This is a genomic window from Hydrogenophaga sp. ANAO-22 (assembly GCF_042466645.1).
Lineage (GTDB): Bacteria > Pseudomonadota > Gammaproteobacteria > Burkholderiales > Burkholderiaceae_C > Hydrogenophaga.
The window spans coordinates 1620094-1636709 of record NZ_CP159956.1; the positions used below are offsets into that span (position 1 = coordinate 1620094).

17 protein-coding genes are annotated in these 16616 nt (G+C 70.4%); 1 reads left to right on the top strand and 16 read right to left on the bottom strand.

Annotation, left to right across the window (positions count from 1 at the left end):
* Positions 1–9: 9 nt before the first annotated feature.
* From ABSY19_RS07580 to phoB, 16 genes are all read right to left on the bottom strand, one after another.
* Positions 10–1560 carry a ShlB/FhaC/HecB family hemolysin secretion/activation protein gene (locus ABSY19_RS07580; protein WP_382160865.1) on the bottom strand — a complete coding sequence of 517 codons (1551 nt, stop codon included), beginning with the start codon at positions 1558–1560 and terminating at the stop codon, positions 10–12.
* A gap of 103 nt (positions 1561–1663) precedes the next feature.
* The gene (locus tag ABSY19_RS07585; protein WP_382160868.1) at positions 1664–3238 is read right to left on the bottom strand and encodes a hypothetical protein; all 1575 of its coding nucleotides are present in this window, start codon (positions 3236–3238) and stop codon (positions 1664–1666) included.
* 90 nt (positions 3239–3328) lie between these two features.
* Positions 3329–4174, bottom strand: coding sequence for a PEP-CTERM sorting domain-containing protein (locus tag ABSY19_RS07590; protein ID WP_382160870.1), 846 nt, complete (start codon positions 4172–4174; stop codon positions 3329–3331).
* A gap of 194 nt (positions 4175–4368) precedes the next feature.
* Positions 4369–5157, bottom strand: coding sequence for an XrtB/PEP-CTERM-associated transcriptional regulator EpsA (epsA, locus tag ABSY19_RS07595; protein WP_382160872.1), 789 nt, complete (start codon positions 5155–5157; stop codon positions 4369–4371).
* Entirely contained in the window at positions 5154–5675 is a 522-nt protein-coding gene (locus ABSY19_RS07600; RefSeq protein WP_382160875.1) for a type II secretion system protein, read from the bottom strand. The genes epsA and ABSY19_RS07600 overlap by 4 nt, the downstream gene beginning before the upstream one ends.
* Positions 5662–6045, bottom strand: coding sequence for a type II secretion system protein (locus ABSY19_RS07605; RefSeq protein ID WP_382160878.1), 384 nt, complete (start codon positions 6043–6045; stop codon positions 5662–5664). Before ABSY19_RS07605 ends, ABSY19_RS07600 begins: the two co-directional genes overlap by 14 nt.
* The gene (locus ABSY19_RS07610; protein ID WP_382160881.1) at positions 6045–6521 is read right to left on the bottom strand and encodes a type II secretion system protein; all 477 of its coding nucleotides are present in this window, start codon (positions 6519–6521) and stop codon (positions 6045–6047) included. Before ABSY19_RS07610 ends, ABSY19_RS07605 begins: the two co-directional genes overlap by 1 nt.
* Positions 6518–8620: a secretin and TonB N-terminal domain-containing protein gene (locus ABSY19_RS07615; RefSeq protein ID WP_382160883.1), complete on the bottom strand. Its 2103-nt coding sequence runs from the start codon at positions 8618–8620 to the stop codon at positions 6518–6520. The genes ABSY19_RS07610 and ABSY19_RS07615 overlap by 4 nt, the downstream gene beginning before the upstream one ends.
* The gene (locus ABSY19_RS07620; RefSeq protein WP_382160886.1) at positions 8617–9129 is read right to left on the bottom strand and encodes a hypothetical protein; all 513 of its coding nucleotides are present in this window, start codon (positions 9127–9129) and stop codon (positions 8617–8619) included. The genes ABSY19_RS07615 and ABSY19_RS07620 overlap by 4 nt, the downstream gene beginning before the upstream one ends.
* On the bottom strand, positions 9129–9668 hold the full coding sequence (locus tag ABSY19_RS07625; protein WP_382160888.1) for a GspMb/PilO family protein: 540 nt from the start codon (positions 9666–9668) through the stop codon (positions 9129–9131). Before ABSY19_RS07625 ends, ABSY19_RS07620 begins: the two co-directional genes overlap by 1 nt.
* Positions 9665–10189 (bottom strand): PilN domain-containing protein, encoded by a 525-nt coding sequence (locus ABSY19_RS07630; protein WP_382160891.1) that lies wholly within the window; start codon positions 10187–10189, stop codon positions 9665–9667. The genes ABSY19_RS07625 and ABSY19_RS07630 overlap by 4 nt, the downstream gene beginning before the upstream one ends.
* Positions 10190–10329: 140 nt before the next feature.
* Entirely contained in the window at positions 10330–11154 is an 825-nt protein-coding gene (locus ABSY19_RS07635) for a hypothetical protein (RefSeq protein WP_382160894.1), read from the bottom strand.
* A complete protein-coding gene (locus tag ABSY19_RS07640) occupies positions 11141–12826 on the bottom strand; it encodes a GspE/PulE family protein (RefSeq protein ID WP_382160897.1) in 1686 nt (561 codons plus the stop codon). Before ABSY19_RS07640 ends, ABSY19_RS07635 begins: the two co-directional genes overlap by 14 nt.
* Positions 12823–14013 (bottom strand): type II secretion system F family protein, encoded by a 1191-nt coding sequence (locus ABSY19_RS07645; RefSeq protein WP_382160900.1) that lies wholly within the window; start codon positions 14011–14013, stop codon positions 12823–12825. The genes ABSY19_RS07640 and ABSY19_RS07645 overlap by 4 nt, the downstream gene beginning before the upstream one ends.
* A 10-nt stretch (positions 14014–14023) precedes the next feature.
* Positions 14024–14455: a type II secretion system major pseudopilin GspG gene (gspG, locus tag ABSY19_RS07650; protein WP_382160903.1), complete on the bottom strand. Its 432-nt coding sequence runs from the start codon at positions 14453–14455 to the stop codon at positions 14024–14026.
* Between the two features lie 192 nt (positions 14456–14647).
* The gene (phoB, locus tag ABSY19_RS07655; protein ID WP_382160906.1) at positions 14648–15337 is read right to left on the bottom strand and encodes a phosphate regulon transcriptional regulator PhoB; all 690 of its coding nucleotides are present in this window, start codon (positions 15335–15337) and stop codon (positions 14648–14650) included.
* A gap of 179 nt (positions 15338–15516) precedes the next feature.
* Between phoB and pstS the strand changes: the two genes are divergently transcribed.
* Entirely contained in the window at positions 15517–16560 is a 1044-nt protein-coding gene (gene pstS, locus ABSY19_RS07660; RefSeq protein ID WP_382160909.1) for a phosphate ABC transporter substrate-binding protein PstS, read from the top strand.
* The last annotated feature ends 56 nt before the right edge of the window (positions 16561–16616 follow it).

Genomic DNA, 16616 nt, shown 5'->3' on the forward strand with positions numbered 1-16616 from the left:
GAAAAAGGCTCACCACTCGTAGGTGAGGCTGAAATGCAATCGGTGGTCGCCGCGGGCGGTGGTGCCCACGGCCTTGAGCGGGTAGGCCCACCACAGCGCGCCCTGCAGGCCGCTGGCGCCGCGCACGCGCAGGCCCAGGCCCACGCTGGCGAGGGTGTAGCGGCTGGTCTCGGTGATGGGGTCGACCACGCGCACGTGGCCGGCGTCGACGAAGGCGAGCGCGCGCAGCTCGCTCACGCTGTCCGTGCCCAGGCGCGCGGCGAAGTTGGGCGTGCGGCCTTCCAGGCTCAGCGCCACGCCCTGCTCGCCCAGCGCGGCCGATTCGTAGTAGCCGCGCACGGTGTCCAGGCCACCGATGGCGAACTGCTCGTTGGAGATCAGGGGCTGGCCCGAGAGCTGCCAGCTGCCGCGCCAGTCGAAGCCCCAGTCGCCCGCCAGCGTGCGCTCCTGCGAGGCGTTGCCGCGCAGGTAGACGTAGGACGGGCGGCCCTGGTAGCGCTTGTCGGCGAACTCCTGTTCGCTGCCGCCCAGGCCGTTGACGTGGAAGTTGAACGAGATGCCCGCGCGCGTGGTGCGCTGCCCGCCCAGCCAGGTGCCGTCCCAGCCGAGGGTGAACGGGGTGTAGGCGATCGGCGTGTTGAAGCCGCCGCTGCCGATGAGCTTGACCGACTGATCGAAGTCCTTGTGGTCGATGCCGAAGCTGGCGCTGTGGAAGAAGCTCTCGTTGCCCGGCAGCGGGCGGATGTAGCGCGCGCCCACGATGTCGCCACGGCCCACCACGTTGAGCGTGCCCACCGCGGAGACGTCGGAATCGGAGCGGATGCCGTAGAACGCCAGAAAGCCCCCGTTGGCCAGCGGCCAGGTGTAGTTGAGCGAGAACACCTGGCTCTCGCCGGGGTCCTGCGGGGCGGTCTGCACGGTCAGGCCGATGCTGTGCTGGCGGCCCCAGAGGTTGTCCCAGCGCAGGCTGGCGCTCGCGCGTGTCCGTGTCGTGTCAGGGCTGTAACGGTCGTTGAGTTCGAGGTTGCCGTGGAACGGCAGGCGGTCCTGCACCTTGAGGTCCACCTCCACGGTGCCGGGCGTCTTGCCCGGGCGCAGCACCGGCGTCACGCGCCGGTCGGGGCTGCGGTTGAGCGCGGTGAGCTCGGCCTGCACGTCCTGGAAGTTGGGCACGTTGCCCTCGGCCAGCTGCGGCGCGGCCGCCTTGATGGCGCCCAGGCTGTGGTAGCGCGACTCGGTCACGCGCAGGCGGTCCACCGGTGCTTCGGTGACCTGCAGGCGCACCACACCTTCGTTCACGCGCTGCTGAGGAATGCTCACCAGCACCGTGAGGTAGCCCGCGCCGTGGTAGGCCTTCTCCAGCGCCTCGCGCGCCTTCTCCACGTCGGCCAGCGTCTTCTGCTCGCCCATGTGGCCATAGACCGCGCGCTCGACGGCGATGGCGGGCAGCAGCGTGGCGCCCTCGACGCGGTACTCGAACACATCGAAGCGCGCGTCCTGCGCGTGCGCAGTCGACAGGACCAGGCCGGCGGCCAGCAGCAGGAGGCGGATCGGTTTCATCGAATCGGAACTCTTCCAACAGAAAAGGGCGAAACGCGGCAGGCCGCGTTTCGCCGACATCGGCCCGCCCGGCAGGGCGGCCGAAGGAGTGCGCTGAGACCGGTCAGGGCTTCAGGGCGGGCTGGCAGGACAGCGCGTTGCGGGTGAATTCCGACACGTTGGCGCCGTTGGCCGGCACGCCGGCGGCGCCGGTGATGAACAGGCCGCGCAGGTTGGTGATTTCCGGGTTGCCCAGGGAAGCGATCACGCTGGAGATGTAGGCATCGCCGTCGCCGCCCGACTGCTCGTAGGGCACGAAGCCTTCGAGCTCGAACCACATCGGGTAGGTGCCACGCACCGCGTTGACGCGGTTGTTCAGGTCTTCGGTTTCCACACCGTTGAGGCCGACCTGCGCGTTGGGCGAAGCGCCGTTGAGGCGGACATAGGCCCAGTTGCCGTTGGCATCGCGCGCGTTTTCCATCGACAGCACGCCCAGGGCGTAGCTGTTGTTGGCGGCGGTGACCAGGCCACCCGAAACGTTGCCGCTGGAGCTGTGCTCTTCGACCAGCAGCTTGGTCAGCGGGGTGTTGCCGCTGTACACGTCGGCACGGCGCAGGGGCACGTAGAAGCCGGTGTTTTCGGCCACGCCGCAGGGGTTGTTCAGGAACTGGATCGTGGAGGCCGATTGCGTGCCCGAGGTTTGCGCACGGCGCAGCAGCTGCACGGTGTCGGCGGACGAGCCACCGAAGAACGCGCCGTTGATCGTGCCGCCGGTATTCACCGCGGCGATCGAGGCGTACTGGGCGGTGGAGATCGAAGGCTGGCAGGCGCCTGGCACCATGGTGTCGCACAGCTCGCCGTCGTCGGCCACGGTGTTGATCAGGCCCTGGCTCTTCTGCAGCTGGCGGTAGAGCTTCTTGCTCACGCCGACGCCGAAGGCCTGTGCCACGTTGGTTCGGTAGGTCGTGCCCAATTCATCGACCGAGGTGGCGATGTTCAGCAGGGTCTGGTTGATCTTGTACTCGGTGTCCGAGAAGCCGCCCGAGGACTGCTTCGGTGCGACGTCGCCCGCGACGTTGACCGAGGCGGCCACGGTGGGCGTGGCCAGGGTCACGGTGGTGCGGGCGCAGTTGGTGTAGCGGCGCACGCTGTTGGCCTGGCCGGAGATGGTCAGCGAGGCGGTGGCCGGCGCGGCGACGGCGCAGTTGCTGCCATTGTCGAGCTGGCGCAGGTCGGTGGTGCGGGTCAGCGTGGCGGGGATTTCGGCGTTGGTGTCGCCGAAGGCGCGCAGGGACGGGGTGTAGGCGTTGAAGGAACCGCCTTCGACGGTGTGGTAGACCACCACGTCAGCGCCTTCGAAGGCACCGGCACGGCCGTCCACGGTGTTCACGGTGCAGGCGTAGGCCACGTTGTTGCCGGCGCCCTGGCCCGGCGCCAGGGCACTGGCGCCGGTGTTCTGCAGGTAGACCGACAGGTTCATCGTGCCGGGGTTGGTCACCACCACGCCAGCGGCGTTGCGGTAGGTGGCGCCCGAGCACAGGGTGGCGAAGCCCTGGAAGGCGTTGTTCAGCACGGCGGAGGCGCCGGTGATCCAGACTTCCTTGAGGTTGCCGGAGGCTTCGACCTGGGCCGGCGTGAGGGCGAAAGCGGGTGCGGCGCACAGGGCGGCGCAGGCAAGAGCGAGTTTGCCGAGTTTCATGGTGGATTCCGATGGAGGTTGGGAAAGAGGAACGGGGAATGCAAGCGGGAGAACCGGGCCCGCGCGAAGCGGCGGACCCGGGCAGGCCGATCAGGCCTGGCGGCGGCTGCGGCGGCGGGCCACGCCAGCCATCAGGCCCAGGCCGGCGAGCAGCATCGCGTAGGTCTCGGGTTCCGGCACGGGGTTGGCGAAGGTCAGCGTGGCGGTGGCCACGTCGAAGGTCCACTTGCCGAACTCTTCACCGGCGATCACGCCGTTGCCGTCGATGTCCACGCCGAAGGCGGCGCGGGTGCCGTCGCCGGCGAGGTAGAAGAAGTTCTGGGCCACGTTCAGGCGGGCCGTCGAATCGGGACCCTGGCCGACCCAGTTGTCGCCGTTGGCGGCGGGCACGGCACCGTAGTAGGCGCTGGGCGATGAAGCGATGTCGGCGGAACTGGCCCAGCTGGCGCCGTTGGCTTCGGTGGCGTGCGTGCCGCGGGTGTTGTTGGCGAGGATGTAGGGGTTCAGGTTCTGGAACGCGTTGAGCGCACCGGGCGTCACGTTCACGGTGTTGAGCACCGAGGTCGTGAGGTAGCTGGCATTGCCCAGGGCGGTGCCGACGTTGTTGAGCGCGATGACGCTGAACTCGATGGCGGCCGCGCCCGCGGCGCCGACGGCGCTCAGGAACGAGTCGTACACGCCACCGTAGTTCGGGTCGGTCAGCGAGAAGCTCTGCGTGAAGCCGGCGGTGTTGCGGTTGTCGGCGAAGGACGACATCACGGCGCCCAGGTCGAACAGCGCGGAGTAGTCGTTGTTGCCGGTGGTGGGTGAGCCGTTGTAGTAACGCAGGTTGAGGACCAGTTCGCCATTGCCGGAGGTGGCGTCGGCGATGGCGGCCTGGGCGGAACCGGCTGCGGCGCCCAGCAGGGCCACCAATGCAATCAGTTTGAGTTTCATGTGTGAGTCCAATCTGTAGGTGAAGGAACGGGGAACGGAAGACAAGGAACTTTTCGCGCTGGTCAACGCCAAAGACTGGGTTGAACAGGGAAGACTTTAAAAATCCAACGTTGCACCTCATGGGTGCGGTTCCTGGCTCTGAATAGTCCGTTCAGGTAGTGAAATCCGTCACACACCCCTTCACCCGGATCGGCTCACACCGTGTCGGTGTGCGCGATCAGCCGCAGCGTGGCGCTCTTGCCCACGGCCTGCGCTCGGTTGTTCACATTGAGCTTGCGCATGATCTTCTGCAGGTGGTTCTTCACCGTGGGCGGGCTGATGCCCAGGATCAGCCCGATCTCCTGGTTGGTCTTGCCGTTCTTCACCCAGTGCAGCACCTGGATCTCGCGCTTGGACAACAGCGTGGCGGGCTGCATCTCGGCGCTGCCCTGCCCGCTCTCGCGCAGGCGCATGCGGTGCAAGGCCAGGTGCAGGTGGGGCATGAGCAGCTCCAGCAGGTAGGCATCGCGCTCGTTGGGCACATGGTCCAGCCCGGCGAAGACGAAGAAGCTGCCGTACTCGCCCTGCACCTCGCGCACGCCGTGCACGGCCACGTGCTCGAAGCCGCAGTTCCTCAGGTCGCTGATGAGCTGCCGCCGCCCCACCTGGTCGCCGCCCTGGCAGCTGAGCAGGCGCGGCACGCGCCCCCCGCGCAGCCAGTCGTCCACCAGGCGCGGCAGCAGGCCGTCGGTCGGGTCGGTGACCTGGGCCTCCACGCGCGCGCTGGTCACGCCGCTGGAGAACGATTCCACGCGCAGGCGCATGCGCTCCACGTCGCCGTGCGCGCACCACAGGGCCTGGTGCGCGATGAAGCCCTGCAGCGCGCCCTGCGCCCAGAGGAAGAACTGCGAGCGCGTCTGCACCTCGAGCGCGCGCTCGATGGTCATGAGCAGGTGCTCGAGGTCGCTCGCGTTGAGGCGGACAAACGACTTGGTCGGGCTCATGTCGCGCCCTCCCCGGCCTGGGGCGCGGCCGTGGGCGCGCTCGCGCCACCGGCCTCGAACACCCACTGGTTGTACGAAGCCTTGCCGGCGAACGCCGCGTCGCGCGACTCGAAGGCGGTGCGCAAGGGCTCGGCCGTCGAGCGGCTGTGGATGCCCACGATGCGGTCCCCGGCCTTCACCAGCGCCCAGGCCGTGTCGTTGGTCAGCGGGTCGCGCCAGACCCGCCGCAGGTGCCGCACCGGCATGGGGAAGCGCCGGTCCTGCAGCAGCTCGTCCAGCGTGGCCGGCGCGGTGGGCGAGCCCACCGGGCTGCGGTCGCGGTACGAGGCGAGCGCGAGGCGGAACTGCTGTCCCACGAACAGCAGCTCGGCCTCCTTGTCGCGCCGCGCGGCGGTGTGCCACACCTCGCCCGCGCCGGCCAGCGTGAGGCCCATGGCCGCCAGCGCGAACAGCACCATGAGATAACCGAAGCCCCGTTGGCGGCCCCTGCGCGCGCTCGCGCGCTCACCATTGTTCATACGTCTTTCCCTCCTCGATGGCGCCACTGCGGATGTCCCACACCCCGCCCGTCACCCCCACGGTCTCTTCGCCGGGCCGCGTCGGAGGCGGCACCAGCGTCCAGCCGTCGTTGCTCTGGGTGATGGGATCGGTGGGCAGGCCGCGCAGGTACCGCTTGTCCACCAGCTCGGCGAGCGTGGCGGGGTAGCGGTCGTTGTCGGCGTGAAACTTGTCGATCGCGTCGCGCGTGACGGCGAGCGTCTCGCGCAGCGCGGTCTCTCGCGCGCGGTCCAGGTGCGCGAAATAACGCGGCGTCACGAGGGTCAGCAGCGTGGCGATGATGGCCATGACCACCATGAGTTCGATGAGGGTGAAACCACGGGCTCGCATCACCACTCCCGGTACGGTTGGCCGTTGAGGCCGATGCGACCCGAGCGCGAGTAGACGTCGTACACGTCGTTGCCCGGGGCGGGCGCGTCGGGCGGGCTGTTGTAGGCGCGTTGGCCCCAGGTCTCAGCGGCGCTCGCTTCTCGGTCGGGCGAGAACGGATCGCGCGGCAGGCGGCGCAGGAACAGGATGCGCGCGGGCGTGGGACTCTTCGCATCGGGCACGCCCTTCACCAGGTCGTCGAGCGAGGCCGGGTAGCCACTGCCGCCCACGCGCGCCTCCACGCGGCCCTCTTCCACCGCGCGCTTGTGGGCGTCGAGCGCGCCCCGGATCTGCCGCAGCGCGCTGCGCAATTCGTGCTCCCTGGCCCGCTGCACATTCAGCTCCACCAGGGGCACCGCGACCGACGCCAGGATGGCGACGATGGCCACGGTGACCACCAGTTCGATGAGCGTGAAGCCCCGGGCCCGGCGGATCATGGGGACTGGCCGGTGGGGCGCTCGGGCGCCAGCGGCGCGACGGGCGTGAGGATGACGGAGGACGGCGCGCTGGGCGCCGCCGGTGGCGCGGCGGGCGAACCCGGCGCGGGCGCGGGCGCCGCGCTGGGCGGATCGCGCGGCTCGGCGGGCGCTTCGTCGGCCGTGGCCGGCGCATCGGCGGCAGTGGGGGCGGGCGTATCGGCCGGGCGCGGAGTCGACGGCGGCGCCGCGGCCGCGCGCGGCGCGGCGCCCCCGCTGAGCGAGAGCGTGCGCGGCGCGGTGCTCTTCAACTGCAGCGGCGGCGCGCCCACGCTGGCTTCGGAGCCGGCGGGTTCGTTGAAGGCGTTGCTGTCGGGCCGCGCCACGTTGCGCACGATGCGCGGCGTGATCAGCAGCACGATCTCGGTCTTGCTGTTGTTGTCGCGCGTGCTGGAGAACAGGCGACCGATGGCCGGGATGTCGCCCAGGCCGGGCAGGCGGTTGGCGCTGCTGCGCTCCTCGTCGTTGATCAGGCCGGCGAGCACCTGCGTCTCGCCATCGCGCAGGCGCAGCACCGTGCCCGCGCTGCGCGTGCCGATCTGGTAGGCCAGCGAGTTCGACGGGCCGGTCACCTCGCGGATCACCGAGCTCACCTCCAGCTGCACCTTGATGCCGACCTCGTCGTCGAGGTAGACGTTGGGCTCCACGTCGAGCTTGAGGCCCACGTCGAGGTAGGACACCGAGGACGACACACCCACGTTGGCGGTGGAGGTGGTGGTGAACACCGGCAGCTTGTCGCCGATGTGGATCTTGGCCTTCTCGCGGTTCTTCACGCGGATGCGCGGGTTGGCCAGGGTGTTGCCGTCGCCGGCCTCGCTGCGCAGGTTGAGCGTGATGGCGGGGTTGGCCACGAAGGAGGTCAGGCCGCTGCGGTTGCGCAGGTCCACATACCCTTCGGCGAGCCGGCCGCCCAGCGCGGTGTTGCTCTGCGTCACGCCGTTGTTGACGATGGTGGTGGCGACGTCGGGCTGCAGCCGGCCGTAGCCGATCTGGTCGGGGAAGCGCAGGCCCAGCTCCTGCAGGCGGCTGCGCGTGACCTCCAGCACCTCCACGTCCAGCATCACCTCGGGCTCGGCCATGTCCAGCGAGGACAGCAGACGCTCGGCCAGGCGCACCGCCTCGGCGGTGTCCTTGATGATCATCAGGTTGAGCTTCTCGTCGATGAAGATGTCGCGCGTCTTCACGATGGTGCGCACCATGGCCTGCGCCTGCTTCACGTCCGCGTTGGCGAGGAAGAAGCTGCGCGTGACCAGCTCCTTGTAGTCGCGCGCCTTGGCCGGCGTGTTGGGGTAGATCATCAGCGTGTTCTCGTTGAGCAGCTTGCGCTCGAGCTGGTTGGTGGTGAGCACCAGGCCGATCACCTCCTCCACGCTGGCGTTGCGCACGAAGATGGTGACGCGCGCGTCCGAGCGCACGTCCTTGTCGAACACGAAGTTCACGCCCGAGGTGCGCGCGATCACGTCGAACACCTGCTTGATCTGCACCTCGCGGAAATCGAGCGTGATGGGTTTGCTCAGCGCGGCGGCCAGGGCCTGCGGCGGCTCGTCGGGGCGCGGCGCCTCGGCGCGCACGCGCTCGAGCGCGCGGCGGGCCTCGACCTGGGTCGGCGCGAGCGACAGCACCTCGCGCAGCACCTTCTCGGCGCCCGCGTTGTCGCGTTTGGCCAGCAGGGCGCGCGCCTCGACCATGCGCGCGGCGACGCGGCGCTCGTTCTCCAGCGCGATCAGGCCGTCGCGCAGGCGCGGGTTGTTGGGGTCGATCTTCTGCGCGCGCTGGTACAGCGCCTGCGCCTCATCGAGCCGGCCGGCCAGGCGCTCGGCCTCGGCCTGCGCGCCCAGCTGCGCCGAGACGCGGTCGCGCTGGCGGAAGTAGGTGGTGCGCAGCTCGTTGTGGTTGCCCGATTCGCGCAGGCCCTCTTCGAGGCGGGTCACGCTTTCGTCGAGCCGGCCGGCGGCCATCAGGGCTTCGCTCTCGCGGATGGCGGGGTGCGTGGCGCAACCGGCGCTCACGGCCAGCACCAGGACGGCCGCGAAGCGGCTGGAGAGGGGCAAGAGGTTCAATTCGGGCTTCCAAACAGCAGGCGCTGCGTTTCATTGAGCGGCAGGTAGGTCAGGCGCATGCCCTGCGGGGTGATCTCGTCGACGCGGTAGTTGGGCCATTGGTCGCCCTGGCGCACCAGGCGCGGCCGCGCGTCGGCCGCGCCCTCGGCCAGGAAGACCACGACGGCGCCGCCTTCCTCCATGCGGCCGACGTAGCGGTAGGGCAGCGGCGGCGCGCTGGGCGGCGGCGCCTGCACCTCGACGGGCGGCGGGGGCGCGGGCGGGCGCCAGCTGCGGACCGCGAACAGGTTGCCGGCAGCGGCCTCCATGCGCGGCGCGCCATCGGCCGGCGCTTCGGCGCCGAGGGGATCGGCCTTGGGCGTGGCCACCGGCGCGCGCGCCGGGCGCTGCGGCGCGGTGGCCTCGGCCAGCAGGTCGTCTTCGGGCGCCTCGATGCCGGCCGCGTACCAGGTCGCGGCCAGCGTGAAGGCCAGGCCGAGCAGCAGGCCTGTCGATCGCGAGAGGGCCATCACGGCGTCCTCAGGTAGAAAGACCAGCGCACCCGCGCCTCGACGCGCTGCTCGCCGGTGGCACCGCGCGAGAGGCTGAGGTCGTCGAGCGCGATCGAGGGCAGGCGGTTGAGCACCTCGGCCAGCCACGCGCGCAGGGCCGGGTAGTCGCCATCGGCCGGCAGCGTGATCTGGTAACGCTGCAGGCGCGCGCCGCCCTCGCGCACCAGGCGGTACTCGCCGGTGGCCAGCGTCACGCCGTGTTCGGCCGCGCTGCGGTGGATGAACTGCACCGCTTCCAGCGCGGCGGCGGCATCGGGCAGCTGCCGCTGCAGGCCTTCGAGCCGGCTGGCCTGGTCGGCCGCCGGGTCGGGCTGGCGCGCCACGCGCTCGCGCTCGCTGGCCAGCGACGCGCGCAGCGCCTCGGCCTGCGCGCGCGCGCCGTCGGCGCCCCAGTGCGCCAGCACCACGGCCAGCAGCACCAGCAGCCCACCCAGCGGCGCGGGCCAGCCGTGGCGCCGCAGGGCGAAGCGCAAATGCGCCATGAGGTTGGGGCTCACGAAGGCGCTCCCCAGGCCATGTCCACCGAGAAGCGGATCACCTCCACGCCCTCCGCGTTGCGCCACTCGTGCGAGCCGAGCACCGCCGATTTCGTCAGCGCGGACTGGCGCAGGCGCTCGACGTAGTCCACCGCGTCGGCCATGTTGGCGGCCTCGGCGGTGATGCGCAGGGTGCGCGCCGCGCCCTGCGCTTCCACGCCGAGCAGGGCCACGCGGGTGTCGGCCACGGTTTCGAGTTCGCGCAGCAGGCGGCCCCAGGGTTGTGTGAGCGCCGCATCGGCGCGCGCGCTGGCGCGCACCAGTTCAGGCGCCACGGCCGGCGCCGCGCCGCTTCGCGCGCGCTGCTTGCTGCCGCGCGCCTGGCGCTCGGCGTGGTCCAGCGTGGACTGCAGTTCGTCGCGCGCCTGGCCGTAGTCCAGCGCGGCCACGGCCATGCTGGCCACCCCCACCAGCGTGAGCGCCCAACCCAGCAGCGAAGCGGGTGGCCGGCGGTTGAGAAAGTCGATGCGCAGCCTTTGCATGTCAGCCATCCATTCCATCGATGCGACACCCGTGCCGCATGAAGCAGCGCCGTCGAGAGACACCGAGGAACCGGCTTTGCCGGGCCTCTGGTGTCGCCCCCTTCAGGGGGTAGCGCGAAGCGCTGCGGGGGTGTTTCATTTCAGATTCCCCAGGCCATGCGCGCCAGGCCTTGTGCGGGTTCGTGCCGGCCTTCGGGCGCGAGCCAGACCAGGCCCGGCGCATCGCGCCGACCGGGGATGGCGCCGCAGCCCGCGAGGAACACCGGCGTGTCCTGCGGCAGCGCCAGCCCGCTGGCCAGCGCGATCTGCGCCTGCATGGCGGGCAGCACGCCGCGCCAGCCGCCATCGGCCGCGTCGGGATGCCGCATCGAGCGCAGGCCGCGCCAGGCGCCCTTGTGCAACAGGCCCAGCGTGAAGCTGCCCGGCTCGGCGGCGCCGAACCAGGCGGTCTGGCGGCCCAGGCGCGCGCACCAGCGGTCGAAGGCGGCCGAGAAGTACGGGGCGATGCGCACCACGCGCGCGTCGCCGATGGACCGCAGCGCCTGCAATTCGGCGACCAGGGCCTCGTCGATGGCGCAGGCCGGCACCGCGCGGCCCGGCATGGGCTCGGCGTGCATCACGCGCCAGCCGTCGGCCGCCGCGCCGAAGGTGGCGCGAAAGCGCAGGCGCACATAGGCCTCCAGCTCCTGCGACTGGGTCAGCTGCGGCTGCCACTCCAGCAGCTGCCAGCGCACGAAGCGGCTGCTCAGGTGGATGTGCAGGCGCGCGCGCGGCAGGCTTTCCTCGCGCAGCCAGCCGGCCAGCCGCGCCATGGCGGGCCGCCACAGCGGTTCGTCCGCGCCGGCGCCGGCCAGCGGCAGGGGTTTGGGGTCCGTGCCGGCGCCGCCGTCGCGGCGCGGGCCATCGACCACCAGGCGGTCTTCGAGCAGGGCGACCTGCAGCAAGGGACGTTCAGCGAACCACACGGTTGAGCTCCTGCAAGGTGCTTTCCCCCCGGCGCACCAGGTCCAGGCCGACGTCGCGCAGCACGCGCGTGCCCTTCTGGTGCGCCACTTCCTTGATGCGCCGCACCGGCTCGCGCGTGACGATCATCTCGCGCAGCTCGTCGTCGAGCAGCAGCACCTCGGCCACCGCCTTGCGGCCCTTGAAGCCGGTGCCCCGGCAGCTGGCGCAGCCGCGCCCGGCGCGGAAGTGGAAGCCGCTCAGGTCGCTCAGTCCGCTGTCGGCCAGCAGCTCGGGCGTGGGCACATCGTCCACCGCGCAGTCCGGGCAGTTCACGCGCACCAGGCGCTGGGCCACGATGCCGTTGAGCGCGGCCACCAGGCTGTAGGGGTCCACGCCCATGTGGGTGAAGCGCCCGAGCACGTCGAACACGTTGTTGGCGTGCACCGTGGTGAGCACCAGGTGACCGGTGAGCGCGGCCTGCACCGCGATCTGCGCGGTCTCGCCGTCGCGGATCTCGCCCACCATGATCTTGTCGGGGTCGTGCCGCAGGATGGAGCGCAGGCCGCGCGCGAAGGTCAGGCCCTTCTTCTCGTTGACCGGGATCTGCAGCACGGCGGCCAGCTGGTACTCCACCGGGTCCTCGATGGTCACGATCTTGTCGTGCCCGTGGTTGATCTCGTTGATGGCCGCGTACAGCGTGGTGGTCTTGCCGCTGCCGGTGGGGCCGGTGGCCAGCAGCATGCCGTAGGGCTCCTGGCAGAGCGCGCGCAGCGAGCGCATGGTCTCGGCGTCGAAGCCCAGGGCCTCCAGCCGCAGGCCGGTGACCTGGTCGGACAGGCGCTCCTTGTCGAGCACCCGCAGCACCGCGTCCTCGCCGTGGATGCTGGGCATGATGGAGACGCGGATGTCGATCGCGCGGCCCAGCGCGGCGACCTTGAAGCGGCCGTCCTGCGGCACGCGGCGCTCGGCGATGTCGAGTTCGGCCATCACCTTGATGCGCGAGATCACCTGCTCGGCGTTTTCGCTGCCGTGGATGCCGCCCACGCTGGCGAGCACGCCGTCGATGCGGTACTTGATGGTGATGCCGCCACCCGCCGTCTCCAGGTGGATGTCGCTGGCGCCGGCCTTGAGCGCGTCGTACAGCGTGGAGTTGACCAGGCGCACCACCGGGCTGCTGTCCTCGCTGATGCTGCGCAGCGAGATGTCCTCCAGGCCCTCGCCGGCCACCGCGGCCTGCTGCATCGGCACCAGGCTGTCCATGGCGCGCAGGCCGTCCTCGTGGCGCGCGAGGTAGGCCTCGATGTCGGCGCGGTGCGCCAGCCGCAGCTGCAAGGGCTGGCGCACGCGCTCCTCGGCCCAGGCCAGCAGGTCGGTGTCGAAGGGGTTGGCGATCACCAGGCACAGGTCCGCGCCACCGTCGCCGTGCATCAGCAGGCATTCGCGCTGCAGGGCTTCACCGTAGGGCAGGCGCTCGAACGCGGGTCGCAGCGCGTGCAGCTCGTCCATGCCCAGCACGGCGACCTGCGCGCTCAGGCCCAGGCGGGCCAGCGGGTCGCCCAGCGCGAGGTCCTGCGCGTCCAGCCAGTCGGCCAGGCCAGGGCCTGGGGTGCGCGCGGCCTGGCGCGCGCCCTGCAGCTCGGCCGCGGCATAGGGCTTGGGCAGCCAGTTCGGCAACTCGTGCGGCGCGTTCATTGCACGCTCTCCGCCAGCTGGAAGATCGGCAGATACATCAGCACCACGATGGCGCCGATCACCAGGCCCATGATCAGCATGAGCGCGGGACCCAGCAGGCGCGTGGCCCACTCCGCCCAGCGCGCGAGTTCCTCGTCGTGGAAGGCGGCGGCGCGCTCCATCATCTCGCCCATGTTGCCGGTGCGCTCGCCCACGCGCAGCATGCGCAGCGAGACCGCCGTGCTCAGGCCCTGGGCCTCGAAGGCGTGCGACATCGGCTGGCCTTCGCGGATGCGGCCGGTGGCGGCCCGCAGGCGCGGTTGCAGCGCGGGCGAGAGCAGGCCGCCCACCATCTCCAGCGCGGGCACGATGGCGATGCCGCCGCGCAGCAGCATGCCCAGCGTGCGGTACAGGCGCGCGAGCTGGAACACGCGCATGCGCTCGCCCACGGCGGGGATGCGCCAGAGCTGCCCCGCGATGCGCTGCGCCAGCCAGCGGCCGCCGCCCGACGTCAGCGCCACGCCCAGCGCCACCAGCAGGCCCAGCAGCACCGGCCAATATTGTTCGACCGCCTGGCCCCACTGCAGCATCAGCCGCGACATGAGGGGCAGCTGGTCGCCCATGTCTTCATAGATGTGCGCGAAGCGCGGCACCACATAGCCCATCAGGAACAGGATCACCAGGCTGCTCACGCCGATCAGCATGGCCGGGTAGATGGCCGCGCTCACCAGCTTGCCGCGCAGCGTCTCCAGCTGCGTGGCGTAGGCGATGTAGCGGCCCAGCGCCTCGCCCAGGTTGCTGGTGCGCTCGCTGGCGCGCACGGTGGCCACGTACAGCGGGGGAAAGTTCTGCGGCAGCGCCTGCAGCGCGCCCGAGAAGGTCTGGCCCTCGCGCAGGCTGAGCAGAATCTGTTGCAGCACGGCGCGCACCGGCGCGCGCGACTCTTTCTCGGCCAGGGTCTCCACCGCCTCGACGATGCTCACGCCCGAGCTCAGCAGCGAGAGCAGCTCCTGGCTGAACAGCAGCAGCGGGAAAGCGGCAGAAGCGCCGCGCGCGGCACCGCGCGACCAGCCGCGCTCGCGCGAGACCGACACCACCGAATGGCCCAGCGCGTGCACCTGGCGGCGCGCGTCGTCCGCCGTGGCCGCGTCGATGGCGCTCACGGCCATCGACAGGTCGGGCTGCAGCGACTTCACGAGGTAGCGCATGGGACGCCGCTCACCAGCTCACGATGTCTTCGGCTTCGCCGCTGCCACCGGGCTGGCGGTCGTTGCCCAGCGAGAGCAGGTCGTACTCCCCGTGTTCACCTGGCGCGCGGTAGACATAGGGCGTGCCCCAGGGATCGGGCGGCACACCCTTCTTCAGGTAGGGGCCGCTCCAGCGCGTGTCCGCGCCCGGGCGCTCGTTGAGCGCGGCCAGGCCTTCTTCGCTGGTCGGGTAGCGGCCCACGTCGAGCCGGAACTGGTCGAGCGCCTTGCCCAGCGCATCGATCTGGGCGCGCGCGGTCTTCACCTCGGACTTGCCGATCTGCGCGAAGAAGCGCGGGCCCACGAAGCCGGCGAGCAGGCCGATGATGACCATCACCACCAGCAGCTCCAGCAAGGTGAAGCCGCGCGAGTGCCGCGGGCCGGGAACAACGAGGGACAACATGACGACACGCTCCGCGACGGTGAGGGCCTTGTGCAGGCCCGGGTTGAAACCTAGGTTAGGAAGCTTCTGTGAAGCGCGGGTTACATCGAGACATTCGGCCCGGTTGCCACCGGCCTTCGCCATGCTTTTGATCCGAACGGACCATGCGAAGGTGGGGGCCGTGTTGCAAAGCGGACATGTGACCGACTTGTCTCAAGGCGACACCGACAGGCTGTAGCCGCTGCCGCGCACCGTGCGGATCAGCGAGTCCAGACCGGCCGGCAGCAGCGCGTTGCGCAGGCGGCTGATGTGCACGTCCACCGTGCGGTCGTCGCCCTCGAAGTCGGACCCCCACACGTGGTCGAGCAGCTGCGAACGGCTGTAGACCCGGTCGGTGTGGGTGACGAGAAAGTGCAGCAGGCGGAACTCGGTGCTGCCCAGCGACAGCGGGATGCCGGCGGCCACCACGGTCTTGGCCGAGGGATCGAGCACCAGGCCCGAGAGGCGCACCACATCGGCCGTGACCTGCGGCACGCGGCGGCGCAGGATGACGGCGATGCGCGCGATCAGCTCGCGCGCCGAGAAGGGCTTGGTGATGTAGTCGTCCGCGCCCACTTCCAGGCCCGCGATCTTGTCGCGCTCCTCGATGCGGGCCGACAGGATGATGATGGGAATGTCGCGCGTGCGCGCCTCCGAGCGCAGCAGCCGCGTGAACTCCATGCCCGACATGCCGGGCAGCATCCAGTCGAGCAACACCAGGTCGGGCAGCCAGCGCAACAGCATCTCGCGCGCCTGTTCGGCGTCCGATGCGCAGCGCACCACATGCCCGGCCCGCGTGAGGTTGACCGAGATGAGCTCCTGGATGGGCGGCTCATCTTCGACGATCAGAATTTGAGCAGCCATGGTCGATCGATCGTGGAAAAGCACGGATCGTAGAAGCGTGTGGTGACGTTTTGATTGCAGTCCCGTGTCGCTCCAGGCGCGGCTTCGATGGCGTCATCGAAACGCGCCGAAGCGGTCACAGATCTGACGTACTTGGTCCATAGACTCGCGATTTCTTCAGGCCACCCACTTCGCGTTTCATGAGCATCCACGCCAACTTCAAGCGGATTTTCGCGACCACCGTTCTCGCGACGGTGCCCTGGATGGCCGTCCACGCCCAGGAGATCACCGGCGCGGGCGCCACCTTTCCGGCACCCGCCTATTCACAATGGGCCGAGGCCTACAAGACGGCCCAGGGCGCGCGCGTCAACTACCAGCCCATCGGCTCCAGCGGCGGCATCCGCCAGATCGATGCGCGCACGGTCGACTTCGGCGCCACCGACGCGCCGCTGAAGGACGACGAACTCGCGCGCAAGGGACAGATCCAGTTCCCCACCCTGATCGGTGGCGTGGTGCCGGTGGTCAACCTGCGCGGCATCGCACCGGGCCAACTGCGGCTCACCGGCGCGCTGCTCAGCGACATCTACATGGGCAAGGTCACGCGCTGGAGCGACCCGGCGATCCAGGCGCTCAACCCGCAGCTGCCGCTGCCGGACACGGCCATCTCGCCGATCTTCCGCTCCGACGGTTCGGGCACCACCTTCATCTTCACCAACTACCTGAGCAAGGTCAGCGCCGACTGGAAGTCGCGCGTGGGCGAGGGCACGTCGGTGAGCTGGCCGGTCGGCAACGGCGGGCGCGGCAACATCGGCGTGGCCGCGCTGGTCTCGCGCATGCCGAACTCGATCGGCTACGTGGAATACGCCTACGTGAAGCAGGCCCGCATGACGCACGCGCTGGTGCAGAACGCCGCGGGCGCCTACGTGGCCCCGGGCACCGAGGCCTTCCAGGCCGCGAGCCAGGGCGTGGACTGGAAGACCTCGCACTCGCACATGCTCACGCACCAGCCCTCGCCCGAGGCCTGGCCCATCACCGGCGCGACCTTCGTGCTGATGTACGCCCGCCCCGACAACGTGGCCCACGCGGCGCAGGCCCTGCGCTTCTTCCACTGGGGCCTCACGCAGGGCGCGCCGATGGTGACCTCGCTGGGCTACGCCTCGCTGCCCAAGGCGGTGGTCGATTCGATCGAGGCCCGCTGGGCCGAGGTGCGCGACCCCGCCGGCCAGCCCGTTGCCTACAAGTAAGCAAGCCTCACCACCCGGCGCCGTTCGCGCGCCCAACCCCTTTTCTTCAAGGCCCT